At 65.1% G+C, this 13,812-nt stretch carries 13 protein-coding genes; 12 read left to right on the top strand and 1 reads right to left on the bottom strand.

Translation table 11 applies throughout. The features are described from left to right. Positions 1 to 104 precede the first annotated feature (104 nt). Positions 105 to 872 carry a type I methionyl aminopeptidase gene (gene map / locus J2X57_RS11935; RefSeq protein ID WP_036111076.1) on the bottom strand — a complete coding sequence of 256 codons (768 nt, stop codon included), beginning with the start codon at positions 870 to 872 and terminating at the stop codon, positions 105 to 107. Between the two features lie 351 nt (positions 873 to 1,223). On the opposite strand from map, the gene rpsB reads away from it, so the two are divergent. From rpsB to lpxA, 12 genes are all read left to right on the top strand, one after another. Next, the gene (gene rpsB, locus J2X57_RS11930) at positions 1,224 to 2,072 is read left to right on the top strand and encodes a 30S ribosomal protein S2 (RefSeq protein WP_036111073.1); all 849 of its coding nucleotides are present in this window, start codon (positions 1,224 to 1,226) and stop codon (positions 2,070 to 2,072) included. Positions 2,073 to 2,157: 85 nt separating this feature from the next. Beyond that, complete coding sequence (tsf, locus tag J2X57_RS11925) at positions 2,158 to 3,036, top strand: translation elongation factor Ts (protein ID WP_036111071.1); 879 nt, start codon at positions 2,158 to 2,160, stop codon at positions 3,034 to 3,036. Between the two features lie 198 nt (positions 3,037 to 3,234). After that, positions 3,235 to 3,957, top strand: coding sequence for a UMP kinase (gene pyrH, locus J2X57_RS11920; protein ID WP_036111068.1), 723 nt, complete (start codon positions 3,235 to 3,237; stop codon positions 3,955 to 3,957). A 117-nt stretch (positions 3,958 to 4,074) separates the two neighbouring features. Next, positions 4,075 to 4,632, top strand: a complete 558-nt coding sequence (frr, locus tag J2X57_RS11915; protein WP_036111065.1) for a ribosome recycling factor — start codon at positions 4,075 to 4,077, stop codon at positions 4,630 to 4,632. Positions 4,633 to 4,652: 20 nt separating this feature from the next. Beyond that, entirely contained in the window at positions 4,653 to 5,393 is a 741-nt protein-coding gene (gene uppS, locus J2X57_RS11910) for a polyprenyl diphosphate synthase (RefSeq protein ID WP_309867290.1), read from the top strand. A gap of 12 nt (positions 5,394 to 5,405) precedes the next feature. Beyond that, the gene (locus J2X57_RS11905; RefSeq protein WP_036111061.1) at positions 5,406 to 6,224 is read left to right on the top strand and encodes a CDP-archaeol synthase; all 819 of its coding nucleotides are present in this window, start codon (positions 5,406 to 5,408) and stop codon (positions 6,222 to 6,224) included. Positions 6,225 to 6,233: 9 nt separating this feature from the next. Then, complete coding sequence (locus tag J2X57_RS11900) at positions 6,234 to 7,412, top strand: 1-deoxy-D-xylulose-5-phosphate reductoisomerase (RefSeq protein ID WP_309867529.1); 1,179 nt, start codon at positions 6,234 to 6,236, stop codon at positions 7,410 to 7,412. Between the two features lie 47 nt (positions 7,413 to 7,459). Then, complete coding sequence (gene rseP, locus J2X57_RS11895; protein WP_036111055.1) at positions 7,460 to 8,803, top strand: RIP metalloprotease RseP; 1,344 nt, start codon at positions 7,460 to 7,462, stop codon at positions 8,801 to 8,803. A gap of 135 nt (positions 8,804 to 8,938) precedes the next feature. After that, positions 8,939 to 11,383: an outer membrane protein assembly factor BamA gene (gene bamA, locus J2X57_RS11890; RefSeq protein ID WP_309867287.1), complete on the top strand. Its 2,445-nt coding sequence runs from the start codon at positions 8,939 to 8,941 to the stop codon at positions 11,381 to 11,383. A 121-nt stretch (positions 11,384 to 11,504) separates the two neighbouring features. Beyond that, entirely contained in the window at positions 11,505 to 12,533 is a 1,029-nt protein-coding gene (gene lpxD, locus J2X57_RS11885) for a UDP-3-O-(3-hydroxymyristoyl)glucosamine N-acyltransferase (RefSeq protein WP_036111050.1), read from the top strand. Further along, on the top strand, positions 12,530 to 13,003 hold the full coding sequence (gene fabZ / locus J2X57_RS11880; RefSeq protein WP_036111046.1) for a 3-hydroxyacyl-ACP dehydratase FabZ: 474 nt from the start codon (positions 12,530 to 12,532) through the stop codon (positions 13,001 to 13,003). Before lpxD ends, fabZ begins: the two co-directional genes overlap by 4 nt. Next, complete coding sequence (lpxA, locus tag J2X57_RS11875) at positions 13,000 to 13,773, top strand: acyl-ACP--UDP-N-acetylglucosamine O-acyltransferase (protein WP_036111044.1); 774 nt, start codon at positions 13,000 to 13,002, stop codon at positions 13,771 to 13,773. The genes fabZ and lpxA overlap by 4 nt, the downstream gene beginning before the upstream one ends. Positions 13,774 to 13,812 lie beyond the last annotated feature (39 nt).

Here is a 13,812-nt window from a genome sequence, read left to right as displayed (position 1 = left end):
GCGCGTCGGGCGACACGCCCGAGCGGGGGACCACGGCGGGCAGGCGTGGAAGCGGTGGAAGCGTCACGTCGAAGCCCTCGGTGGAGTAAAACGAAAAACGTGTGTCAGGCGGCGTCCGGCCAGGGCGTCAGGATCTCGAAACCGTCGTCGGTCACGGCGATCGTGTGCTCCCACTGCGCGGACAGCGAATGATCCTTCGTGACCACGGTCCAGCCGTCCGGCAGCGACTTGGTCTGCGGTTTGCCGGCGTTGATCATCGGTTCGATGGTGAAGGTCATGCCCGGCTTCAGTTCCAGCCCGGTGCCGTTGCGGCCGTAATGCAGCACCTGCGGCTCGTCGTGATAGACCTTGCCGATGCCGTGGCCGCAGTACTCGCGGACCACCGAGAAACCGGCGGCCTCGGCGTGCTTCTGGATGGCCGCACCGACGTCGCCCAGCGTGGCGCCCGGCCTGACCGCCTCGATGCCCTTCATCATGGCCTCGAAGGTGGTATCGACCAGCCGTCTGGCCAGCACGCTGGGCGTGCCGACGAAATACATGCGGCTGGTATCGCCGTGCCAGCCATCCTTGATGACCGTGACGTCGATATTGACGATGTCGCCGTCCTTCAGGACCTTGGTTTCGGTCGGAATACCGTGGCAGATCACGTGGTTGACCGAGGTACAGACCGTTTTCGGGAAGCCCCGGTAGCCGACGTTGGCGGGGATCGCCTTCTGGACGTTCACGATGTGGTCGTGGGCCAGGCGATCGAGGTGCTCGGTGGTGACACCCGGTTTCACGTGCGGCACCAGCATGGCCAGAACCTCGGCGGCCAGACGGCCCGCCTCGCGCATGCTCTGGATCTCTTCAGGGGTCTTCGGTACGACTGCCATGACGGTTCTCTCTGTTCCTTTGCCCTCGGGGTGTAGGGCCTGCCAGGAAAATGGCGGCGTCCCCGATGGAATTCCACCCCGATCTTGCGGCTGGGCGGTTCTGAAGGCTACAATTAGCGAGTTTTGCTGTCCGGCGAAGCCACTTATCCGTGGCCACGGCGGCGATACGAAGCGCGATTGTAACCGCATGGAGCCATCCTTGGCCCGGCCAAACCGTCGCATTTAACGCCACACACGCATCGGCACCGCCTTCGGGGTGCCTGGTCCGACAGGACCGGGTCGAAGCCGGGGATGCGTGGAGGTCCCAACCCCCATAGAACCGCTCGATGCGGTTCGCCCAGGAGTAATTCCATGGCACAAGTCACCATGCGCGAGATGCTGGAAGCCGGCGTCCATTTCGGCCACCAGACCCGTTACTGGAACCCCAAGATGGCTCCGTACATCTTCGGCGCCCGCGGCAAGATCCACATCATCAACCTCGAGAAGACCCTTCCGCTCTTCACCGACGCGATGAACTTCCTCTCGGGCCTGGCCCAGAAGGGCGGCACCATCCTGTTCGTCGGCACCAAGCGTTCGGCTCGTGAGTCGCTCGCCGAAGAAGCTTCGCGCGCCGGCCAGCCGTTCGTCACCGCCCGCTGGCTCGGCGGCATGCTGACCAACTTCCGCACGGTCAAGCAGTCGGTCGCCCGCCTGAAGGAACTCGAAGCCGCCGAAACCGACGGTTCGTTCGAGAAGCTGGTCAAGCACGAAGTGCTCGCCCGTCGCCGTGAGCGCGAGAAGCTGCAGAACTCGCTGGGCGGCATCAAGGACATGAACCGTCTGCCGGACGCCCTGTTCATCGTCGACATCGGTCACGAAGACATCGCCGTCCAGGAAGCCCGCAAGCTCGGCATCCCGGTCGTCGCCGTCGTCGATACCAACTACGACCCGGCCCTCGTCGACTACGCCATCCCGGGTAACGACGACGCCATCCGCGCCATCCAGCTCTACGCCCGCGCCGCTGCCGACTCCATCCTGGAAGGCAAGGCCGCCGCTCCGAACGCCGCCCGTGGCGACGCGAACGAGTTCGTCGAGATGGACGAGGAAGGCAACCCGGTCGCCAAGGACGAGGCCGCTCGCGGCGATCGTCGCGGCGCCCCGGCGAAGAAGGGTGCTCCGCGTCGCGAAGGCGGCCGTGACGGTGGTCGTGGCCGCGCGTAAGCGCCCCACCCCGTCCAGCTCTTCCGTTTCATCCGGCGCCGCGGCATGTCCGCCGCGGCGCCCATCAAAACTTTGAGGAACTACCATGGCTGAGATTTCCGCCAAGCTCGTCAATGAACTGCGTCAGCGTTCCGGCGTCGGCATGATGGAGTGCAAGAAGGCGCTCGTCGAAAACAATGGCGACATCGAAGTGGCGATGGAGTGGCTGCGCAAGAACGGCATGGCCAAGGCTGACAAGAAGGCTGACCGCGTCGCTGCCGAAGGCCTCGTCGCCATCGCGCAGAAGCCCGGCGTCGCCGCCCTGATCGAAGTCAACAGCGAAACCGACTTCTCCTCGCGCAACGAGCAGTTCATCCAGTTCACCAAGGACGTCGCCAACGCCGCCCTCGAGTCGGGCGTCAACGACATCACGGCCCTCAAGGCCGCGAAGCTCGGCGACACCACGGTCGAGGAAGGCGCCAAGGCACTGACGCTCACCATCGGTGAGAAGTTCGACGTCCGTCGCATGGCTAAGATCGAGAGCACCGACACCATCGGCGCCTACTCGCACAGCGGCCGCATCGGCGTGCTGGTCAACCTGAAGGGCGGCTCGGAAGAGCTGGCCAAGGGTATCGCCATGCACGTTGCCGCGATGAACCCGAAGTTCGTCAAGGTCGAAGACGTCCCGGCCGATTTCCTCGAGAAGGAAAAGGAAATCGAGCTGTCCAAGATGACTGACAAGGACAAGGCCAAGCCGGCCGACATCCTCGACAAGATCGTCTCCGGCAAGGTCAACAAGATCCTCGCCGAAGTGACCCTCGTCGGCCAGCCGTACGTGCTGGACGGTGACGTCACGGTCGCTGAAGCCCTCAAGAAGGCCGGTGCCGAGATCATCTCGGTCCAGCGTCTGGCCGTTGGCGAAGGCATCGAGAAGGTCGTCGACGATTTCGCCGCCGAAGTCATGAAGCAGGCCGGTCTGGCGTAAGCCTCACCTCCTGGCGGGACCTGAAAGAGCCGCGAGCGATCGCGGCTCTTTTTTTGTTTCCACGACCCTGAACGAACGCAGGAGCGAAAACGCGAGACCCGGAAAACGTGACCTCGGCGCAGGAATTCACATAGCTGTAACAACCGCCCACGCGTTAAACTACGGCCGTTTTGCCCCACACAAACTGGAGATCCCCGAATGAGCAATCCGCTGAAACACCGCCGCATCCTGCTCAAACTCTCCGGTGAAGCCCTGATGGGAACCGAGGACTACGGTATCGATCCCAAGGTGATCGGCCGCCTCGCCAAGGAGATCCTCGAAGTGCGCGATGCCGGCGTACAGATCGGCGTCGTCATCGGCGGCGGCAACATCTTCCGCGGCGCTGGCCTGGCTGCCTCGGGCATGGACCGCGTCACCGGCGATCACATGGGCATGCTGGCCACCGTGATGAATGCGCTCGCCATGCAGGACGCCATCGAGAAGCTGGGTGGCGAAGCCCGCACGATGAGCGCTATCAAGATCAACGAAGTCTGCGAAGACTTCATCCGTCGTCGCGCCATTCGCCACCTCGAGAAGGGCCGCGTCGCCCTGTTCGCCGCGGGTATCGGCAACCCGTTCTTCACGACGGACTCCGCAGCCGCCCTGCGCGCTGTCGAAGTCGGCGCGGACCTGCTGCTCAAGGCGACCAAGGTCGACGGCATCTACTCGGCCGATCCGAAGCGCGACCCGACCGCCGAGCGCTATGACCACCTCACGTACAACCAGGTGATCGAGCGCCGTCTCGAGGTCATGGACACCGCCGCCATCGCGCTGTGCCGCGAGAACAAGCTGCCCCTCCGCATCTACGACATGACCCAGCCGGGCAGCCTCATGCGCATCATGCAGGGCGAGCCCGTAGGCACGCTCGTCAACGCCGGCTGAATCCGCCGCTATCCGGCGCCCTGAGGGGCGCCGACGATCCTTGGCGCGCTGCGGCACGGCCGCACGCGCCCTCACTGCTATACTCGTCTGCTGACCAGTTCGACCGGAAACCAGCCCATGATCAACGACATCAAGAAAGATGCTGAGACCCGCATGGGCAAGAGCATCGACTCCCTCAAGCACGACCTCAAGACGATCCGGACCGGCCGCGCCAACGCGTCGATCCTCGACAACATCGTCGTCCCCTATTATGGCTCGCCCACCCCGCTGTCGCAGGTCGCCAACGTGAGCACGCCCGACGCGCGCTCGCTGTCGGTCAAGCCGTTCGACAAGAGCATGATCGGCCCGATCGAGAAGGCCATCATGGCCTCCGACCTCGGCATCACCCCGACCACGATGGGCATGGACATCCGCCTCAACTTCCCGCCGCCGACCGAGGAGCGCCGCAAGGAGCTCGCCAAGAGCGTCGCGAAGGAAGGCGAAGCCGCCAAGATCGCCATCCGCAACGTGCGCCGCGACGCCGTGCAGCATGTCGGCAAGCTGCTCAAGGACAAGGAAATCACGGAAGACGACCAGAAGCGTGCGGACGACGACATCCAGAAGCTGACGGACAAGTTCGTCAAGGAAGTCGACGACGTCGTCAAGGAAAAGGAAAAGGAGCTGATGGCGCTCTGACGCGCCATCGGACCGCATCCATGACCGCGAGGCCCGACGAAGGCAGGGTTCCCCGCCATCTCGCCATCGTGATGGATGGCAACGGGCGCTGGGCCAAACAGCGCCTTCGCCCGCGCACGTTCGGCCACCACGCCGGGCAGAAAGCCGTGCGCAAGGCCGTCGAGTTCTGCCTCCAGCGCGGCATCGCCTCGCTCACCCTGTTCGCCTTCTCCAGCGAAAACTGGAATCGCCCCGCCACCGAGGTGTCGGCGCTGATGGAGCTCTTCCTGAAGGCGATCGACAAGGAAGTGGACGAGCTGCATGGCCACGGGGTCCGCATTCGCTTCGTCGGCGACCTGGACGGTTTCGCGCCGGAACTCCGCCAGCGGATGCTCGTCGCCATGGAGCGGACCGGCGGCAACCAGGCGCTCAACCTGAACATCGCCGTCAACTACGGCGGCCGCTGGGATATCGCCAACGCCGCACGACTGGCCGCCGAAGCGGCAAGCCGTGGCGAGTTCGCCCCCGGCGACATCGACGAGACCCGCCTCGCCACGTATACCTGTCTCGCCGATCAGCCGCCGCTGGATCTGTTCATCCGCACCGGCGGCGAACGTCGCGTCAGCAATTTCCTGCTCTGGCAGATCGCTTACGCCGAGCTCTATTTCACAGACACCCTGTGGCCCGACGTCGACCAGGCCTGCCTCGCCGAGGCTCTCGACGACTATGCCCGCCGGGAGCGCCGCTATGGCCGCACCGGCGAACAGGTCGCCCAAGGCTGACGCCGGACCGCCATGCTGAAACAACGCATCACCACCGCCCTGATCCTGCTTCCACTGGTTCTCGCGCTGATCCTCCTGCCGCCCACCGTGTACTTCGCCGCGGTGATCGCGCTGGTGTTCGTCGGTGCCGCGTGGGAGTGGAGCCTTCTGGCGGGCTGCCGCACCGCCGTCGGCCGCGGCATCGTCGTGGCGGGTGCCGCCGCGCTGCTGCTCGCCGTTCTGCTCATCGCCACGCCGGGCCTGCTCACCGTACTGACTCTCGTGGGCGTGGCCTGGTGGATCGGCTGCTGCTTCTGGTTGCGACACTTCACCTTCGCCGCGGCGCCCAACGCCGAGAACCGCCTGCTGAAGATCGGCACGGGCGTCCTGGTCATCGTGCCGACCTTCGCCGCCGCCATGGCCCTGCACGGCAGCGACCGTGGCCACTGGTGGACCCTGCTTTCCCTCATGATCGTCTGGGCCGCCGACACCGGCGCCTATTTCAGCGGCCGCCAGTTCGGCCGCCGCAAGCTCGCTCCACGTATCAGCCCGGGGAAGACCTGGGCGGGCGTCTATGGCGCCGTGCTCGGCGGCGCCCTGGTCGCCGTGCTCGGCGGCTGGATGCTTGGCGTGAGTGACGCCGCCCACCTGATCGGGCTGGGCGTGCTGGGCGTGCTGACCGTCGCGATCGCCGTCGTCGGGGATCTTTTCGAGAGCCTCATGAAGCGCCACGCCGAGGTCAAGGATTCGGGCAACCTCTTCCCGGGCCACGGCGGACTGCTGGACCGCCTAGACAGCGTCTTCGCCGCCCTGCCGATCTTCGTGGCGGGCAAGATGCTGCTGGGCCTGTAGGCCATGGCTATCCGCAACGTCGCCGTCCTCGGTGCCACGGGCTCGATCGGGGGCAGCACGCTCGACGTCGTCGCACGGCACCCGGATCGCTTCCGCGCCACCGTCCTCGTCGCCAACCGGGGCACCGAAGCGCTGGCCGCCCTCTGCGCGCGCTTCCGTCCCGACCTCGCCATCGTCGCGGACCCTTCGATGGAAGCGGACCTCGCCCGTCGCCTCGCGGCGCTTGGCGTCCGCTGCGACGTCGCATCCGGCGCCGACGCGGTCAGTGCGGCGGCCGCGGGTCCGCTCTGCGACACGGTCGTGGCCGCCATCGTCGGTGCCGCGGGACTCGACTCGACGCTGGCCGCCGCACGTGCGGGCAAACGCCTGCTCCTGGCCAACAAGGAATCGATCGTCATGGGGGGCGCCCTGCTGCTCGAGGCGCTGCGCGCCGGTGGCGGCGATCTGATTCCGGTCGACTCCGAGCACAACGCCATTTTCCAGTGCCTGCCCGGCGGCCGGCCTGAACTGGCACGCGCCGGCGTGCGCCGGCTGGTGCTCACCGCCTCGGGCGGCCCGTTCCGCGGCCGTACCCGGGCGGAACTGGGCGGCATCACGCCCGATGAAGCCTGTGCGCACCCCAAGTGGTCGATGGGCCGGAAGATCTCGGTCGACTCCGCCACCCTGATGAACAAGGGCCTGGAGGTAATCGAAGCGCATCATCTGTTCGGCGCACCCGCGGACGCCATCGACGTGGTGGTGCATCCGCAGAGCCTGGTTCACTCGATGGTCGACTACGTCGACGGGTCGATGCTCGCCCAGTTGGGCAACCCCGACATGCGCACGGCCATCGCCTGCGCGCTCGCCTATCCGGAGCGGATCGAGGCCGGCGTCGCACCGCTCGATCTCGCCGCCCATGCCCGTCTCGACTTCGAAAAACCCGACACGGACACCTTCCGCTGCCTGGCCCTGGCCTTCGACGCCCTCAGAGCCGGAGGCGACGCCACCGCCATCCTCAATGCCGCCAACGAGGTCGCGGTAGACGCGTTCCTGGCCGGAACGCTGCCCTTCCTCGGTATTTCCGAGGTGGTCGAACGCGTTCTTGAGGAACTGCCGGCCAAACCCGTGGTCGATGTCCAGACGCTTGTGGAGCGTGATGGGGAAGCTCGCCGGGCGGCACGGGGCGTGCTCCACCGCGCTTACTGCTAAACTCGCTCCACTCCAACGTTTTTTATCTTCGAGACCCTCTTTTCCTGATGAGCCCCTTCCTCGGTTCCGTGTTCTGGCTGCTGGTCACGCTTGGCGTGCTGGTGACCTTCCACGAATTCGGCCACTACTGGGTCGCACGCCGCTGTGGCGTTCGCGTGCTCCGCTTTTCCGTGGGCTTCGGCCGGCCGCTGTGGCGTCGCGTCGCGAAGGACGGCACCGAATACCAGGTGGCGGCGATTCCGCTCGGCGGCTACGTCAAGATGCTCGATGCCCGCGAGGGTGACGTCGATCCGGCCTGGCGCGACCAGGAGTTCACCGGCAAGTCCGTGTGGAAACGCATCGCCATCGTCGCCGCCGGTCCGGCATTCAATCTGATTTTCACCATCGCCGCCTTCTGGGCGATGTACATGATCGGCAAGCCCGACTTCGCCCCCATCGTGGCGGCCGACAAGGGCAGCATCGCCGAACAGGCCGGCATTCGCCCCGGCGATCGCCTTCTCGCCGTCAACGGCGAGGCCGTCGGCACCTGGAGCGACGCGCTGAACGGCGTGGTCAACGGCCTGCTCGGCAACGAACCACTGCCTGTCCACGTGAAGGGCACCGACGGCTCGCAGCGCGACGTCGTCCTGCCGATCCAGAAACTCGCCGACAGCGACGACATCGGCAAGCGCCTGACCCAGCTCGGCCTCGGCCTGCAGGCGCCGCCCGTGGTCGGGCAGGTGGTTCCGGGCGATCCCGCCTCCGCCGCCGGCATTCATAGCGGCGACCGCATCGTCAGTGTCAACGGCAAGCCTGTCGCCGACTTCTCCGATTTCACCACGCTGGTCCCCGAGCAGGCCGCCATCTCGCCGAAGCTGGCCATCGGTATCGTGCGCGACGGCCAGGCGAAGACCTTCGACGTCACCGCACGCATGCGCTCCGAACAGGGCCAGCCCAGCCGCTGGCTGATCGGCGTCAGCAGCCAGGCCATGGAAGCCGCCACGCTCCGCTACGGCCCCGTACGGGCTTTCAGCGAGTCGCTGCGCGCGACCTGGGCGGGCACCACCTCCACCTTCAACCTGATCGGCAAGATGTTGTCGGGTCAGGCGTCCACCAAGAACCTGTCCGGCGTCATCGGCATCGCGCAGGTCGCCAACGATTCCGCCAACCGCGGCCTGGGCTGGTTCCTCAGCTTCCTGGCCCTGGTCTCGCTGAGTCTTGCGATCTTGAACCTCCTGCCCATCCCGGTCTTGGACGGTGGACACCTGCTGTATTACCTTATCGAGTTGGTCAAAGGCAGCCCGGTCAGCGAGCGCACCATGATCGCTGGCCAGTACGTAGGCATCGCCCTGTTGTTCACCATGATGGGGCTGGCGTTCTTCAACGACATACAGCGACTGCTTGTTTCTTGACACATCCGTATCACCCAGGCCCCGGACGCTCCCGCGCCCGTAGCCGAACGACGCCGGGCACGAGTCCGGCGCGTGCTCCTCTTCGGTCACCGGCCTCGTCCGCCGGCGACTGGAATTAACCCAACGGAATCGACGATGAAGCGTATCGCCGCCCTGATCTTGCTCGCCTCCCTGTCCGCCAATGCGCTTGCCGCTTTCGAGCCGTTCGTCGTTTCCGACATTCGTATCGATGGCCTTACGCGTATCGCGCAAGGCACGGTGCTGAGCTACCTGCCGATCGAAAAGGGTGAAACCCTTAGCGACGACAAGGCCCAGGCCGCCATCCGCGCCCTGTACCAGACCAAATTCTTCAGCGACGTCGAACTCGACCGCCAGGGCGACATCCTGGTGATCAAGGTCGTCGAACGCCCGGCTATCGCCAAGCTCACGCTGCGCGGTAACAAGGACATCAAGGAAGACGACCTGCGCAAGGGTCTGAAGGAGATCGGCCTGGCCGAAGGCGAGACCTTCGACCGCCTGTCGCTCGACCGTGTCCAGCAGGAACTCATCCGTCAGTACTACAACCGCGGCAAGTACAACGTGTCGGTCGATCCGCACGTGACCCAGCTCGACCGCAACCGCGTGGCGATCGACATCGAAATCCGCGAGGGCAAGGCGGCGAAGATCAAGGAGATCAACGTCGTCGGCAACAAGGCCTTCACCGATAAGGCCATCCGCGAAGGTTTCGAGTCCAACACCAGCAACTGGCTGTCCTGGTATTCCAAGGACGACCAGTACTCGCGCGAAAAGCTCTCCGGCGATCTGGAGAAGCTCAGCAACTACTACATGAATCGCGGTTACGCCGACTTCGGTATCGATTCGACCCAGGTCGCGATCAGCCCCGACAAGCGCGCGATGTACGTCGATGCTTCGGTGAAGGAAGGCGAGGTCTATACCGTCTCCGACGTGAAGCTCCTCGGCGAACTGATCCTTCCGGAAGAAACCCTGCGCAAGCTGGTCTTCATCAAGAAGGGCGACACCTTCAACCGCGGCGCGATCGAAGCCAGCGATGACGCCATCAAGGGCATCCTCGCGAACATCGGTTACGCGTTCGCCAAGGTCACCCCGATTCCCAAGCTCGACAAGGACAAGCGCACCGCCGACCTCACGCTCTTCATCGAGCCGGGCAAGCGCGTGTACGTCCGTCGTGTGGTCTTCCAGGGCAATACCCGCACGGAAGACGAGGTGCTGCGTCGTGAAATGCGTCAGCTCGAAGGCGCGTGGTATTCGCAGGGCGCCATCGATCGTTCGAAGACCCGTCTGCAGCGCCTCGGCTACTTCAAGACCGTCGACATCGACAAGGCACTCGTGCCGGGCACCGTCGATCAGGTCGATCTGACCGCCAAGGTCGAGGAGCAGTCCGCCGGCTCGCTGATGTTCGGCGTCGGTTACTCGCAGTACTCGGGCATCATCCTCTCGGCCTCCGTGTCGCAGAACAACTTCCTGGGCACCGGCGACCGCTTCTCGATCGGCGCGGAAACCAGCACGTACTACAAGCGCGTCAACGCCAGCTACACCAATCCGTACCTCACGGATTCCGGCATCCAGCTCGGCTACAACCTCGGTTACAGCAAGCTGGATTACGGCGATACCGATCTGGCGAACTACACGTACAGCACCAAGTCGTTCGAAGCCACGCTGTCGTTCCCGATCACCGACTTCGACTCGATCTCGACCAGCCTTGGCGTCAGTTCAAACCTGATCAATACGTCGTACTACACGCCGCAGTCGCTGGTCGCCTATCAGAACGCGCTGAACAACAAGACCATTCACTCCTGGACGTCCAGTCTTGGCTATACCCATGACACGCGTAATAGCTACTGGGCACCGACCCGCGGCGGTCAGCTGACGGCCTCCGTCTCGGGCGCGCTGCCGGGCTCCACAGTGCAGTACGCGAAGTTCTTCGGCGAAGCTAACCATTACTGGCCGATTGGCAAGGGCTTCGTGCTCTACCTCGACGGTCAGGTCGGCTACGGCAAGGTTTACGGCACGACGTACGACAGGACGATCAACTACACCGACGCCAATGGCAAAGAGATCCTCGACGCCAATCTGCAGCCCATTGTTCAGTACAAGAAGGGCGACAAAGTCGATTTCCCGTTCTGGGAAAACTACTACGCCGGTGGTGTGCGTGACGTCCGCGGCTTCCAGGACAATACCCTGGGTCCCCGCCTGTGCGACGGCGGGAGCACCTCCGCCACGCCGGACAGCAAGGGCAAGTGCACGGGCGGCTACTACAGCTACGGCCAGCCGGTCGGTGGCGCGTTCAAGGTGCTCGGCACGGCGCAGATGTTCCTGCCGCTGCCGTTCCTCAAGGACGTGAACACCGCCCGCGTCTCCTGGTTCGTCGACGTCGGTAACGTCTACAAGGACTACGGCTCGTTCGACGCCAGCGAGCTGCGCGCCTCGACCGGTCTGTCCCTTCAGTGGCAGGCGCCGATCGGTCCGCTGATCATCAACTTCGCCGTGCCGTTCCGTAAAAAGGACGCCGACAACCGCTTCGTCGAACGCATCCAGTTCACCTTCGGAAACACGTTCTAAGCGACACCGTCGGAGCGCGCCCCGCGCGCGAAAAGCCAACGAAGCGGCATCGCCGTTTCGTACGATAATAAGAGGGGTGGCCGGTGCAAACCCGGCCACCCCTTTTCTTTGGGAGCCCCCCGTGAGCGGAAATCCGCAATACACCCTGGCCGAACTGGCCGAGCGCTTCGGCCTCGAGGCCCACGGCGATCCGACCACGACGGTCGACGGCGTCGGCACGCTGGCCGCGGCTACGGCCAGCCAGTTCACCTTCCTGTCCAACCCGAAATACACCTCGCAGCTGGCCGAATCGCAGGCCGGCATCGTCGTGCTCGGTGCGGATCAGCTGCCACTGCGCAACGGTGCCGCGCTCGTCGCGAAAGACCCCTACGTGGCCTATGCGAAGATCGCCGCCCTCTTCGAAAAACACCCGGCGTCACCGCGCGGCATCCACCCCAGCGCGGTGGTGGCACCGTCCGCCCGCGTTCACCCCACCGCGTCGGTGGGTCCGTGCTGCGTGGTCGAGGACAACGCCGTCATCGAGGAGAACGCGATCCTGGGCCCGCATTGCACGATCGGGCCGGGCTGTGTCGTCGGCGCGGGTTCGCGCCTCGTCGCCCGGGTCACCCTGGTGATCCGCGTGACCCTGGGCAGGCGCGTCCTGATCCACCCGGGCGCGGTGATCGGCTCCGACGGCTTCGGCCTGGCCTTCGACCGCGACCACTGGATCAAGCTTCCCCAGCTCGGCGGGGTCCGTATCGGGGACGACTGCGAGATCGGCAGCAACACCACGATCGATCGCGGCGCGCTGGAAGATACGGTGCTGGAAGAGGATGTCCGCCTCGACAACCAGATCCAGATCGCCCATAACGTGCATATCGGTGCCCACACGGCCATGGCCGGGTGCTCGGCGGTCGCCGGCAGCGCGAAGATCGGCCGTTACTGCCTGATCGGCGGTAACGCGGGGGTGCTGGGCCACCTCGAACTGGCCGACCGGGTTACCATCACGGCGAAGAGCCTGGTCACGTCATCGATCAGGGAAGCCGGCGAGTACTCCTCCGGCACCCCGCTGCAGGAAAACCGCCAATGGCGGCGGAACGCGGCGCGCATGAAACATCTCGACGAATACGTGCGCCGCATCGCGGCGCTGGAAAAGGAAAAAGGGCAATGACCGAATCGAAAGCCGCCGTGACGCTCCCCGTCGACGTGGAGCAGATCCAGCGACTCCTGCCGCATCGCTATCCGTTTCTGCTGGTCGATCGCGTCATCGAGATCGAGCCGGGCAAGTCGATCGTGGCGATCAAGAACGTCTCGATCAACGAGCCGTTCTTTCAGGGTCATTTCCCGGGTCATCCGGTCATGCCCGGCGTCCTGATCGTCGAAGCCCTGGCCCAGACCGCCGGCCTGCTCACGCAGATCACCAGCCAGATGGATGGCCAGAGCGGCAGCCCGCTGTTCTATCTGGTCAAGGTGGACAACGCGCGCTTCTCCGCCGTGGTCGCCCCGGGCGACCAGCTGCGTATGGAAGTCTCGCTGAAGCGCCTCATCCGCGGCATGGGCCTGTTCGAAGCCAGGGCCCTGGTCGATGGCAAGGTCGTCGCCTGCTGCGAACTGATGTGCGCAGCGAGGAACGACAAATGATTCATCCCTCCGCGCAGATCGATCCGTCCGCGCGCATCGCGGATAACGTCAGCATCGGCGCGTTCAGCGTGATCGGTGCGGACGTCGTCGTCGGCGAGGGAACCACCATCGGTCCTCACGTGGTGATCGAAGGCCCGACCGTCATCGGTCGCGACAACCGCATCTCGCAGTTCGCCTCCATCGGTGGCGCACCGCAGGACAAGAAGTGGCAGGGTGAGCGCACCGAGGTCATCATCGGCGACCGCAACCTCATCCGCGAGTTCGTCACGATCAACCGCGGTACCGGCGACGGTGGCGGCATCACGCGCATCGGTAACGACAACTGGCTGCTCGCCTACGTGCACATCGCGCACGATTGCCAGGTAGGCAATCACGTGGTGTTTTCCAACTATTCGGCGCTGGCCGGACACGCGGAAATCGGCGACTGGACCATCATGTCGGGCTATTCGGGCGTGCACCAGTTCTGCAAGGTGGGCGCGCACGCGTTCATCGGGATGGGCTGCCTCGTAGGCTCGGACGTTCCGCCGTTCGTCATGATGGCCAACGAGACCCGTGGCCGTCCGCGCGGCATCAACAGCGAAGGCCTCAAGCGTCGTGGCTTCGACACGGCCCGCATCGCCGCCATCAAGCGCGCCTACCGCACGCTGTACATGGCCGGCCTGCCTCTGGCCGAAGCGCGTGAGCAGTTGCTCTCGCAAGCCGAGAACAGCGAAGACGTCCGCCAGATGCTCGAGTTCCTGGATCGCAGCGAGCGCTCGCTCGCCCGGTAATGCCCGTCGGCGCCAGGGGGCGCCGACACTTCGCCAGGC

This window comes from Luteibacter sp. 1214, assembly GCF_031455395.1.
Taxonomy (GTDB): domain Bacteria; phylum Pseudomonadota; class Gammaproteobacteria; order Xanthomonadales; family Rhodanobacteraceae; genus Luteibacter; species Luteibacter mycovicinus.
This window is presented reverse-complemented; position numbering and strand designations above follow the sequence as displayed.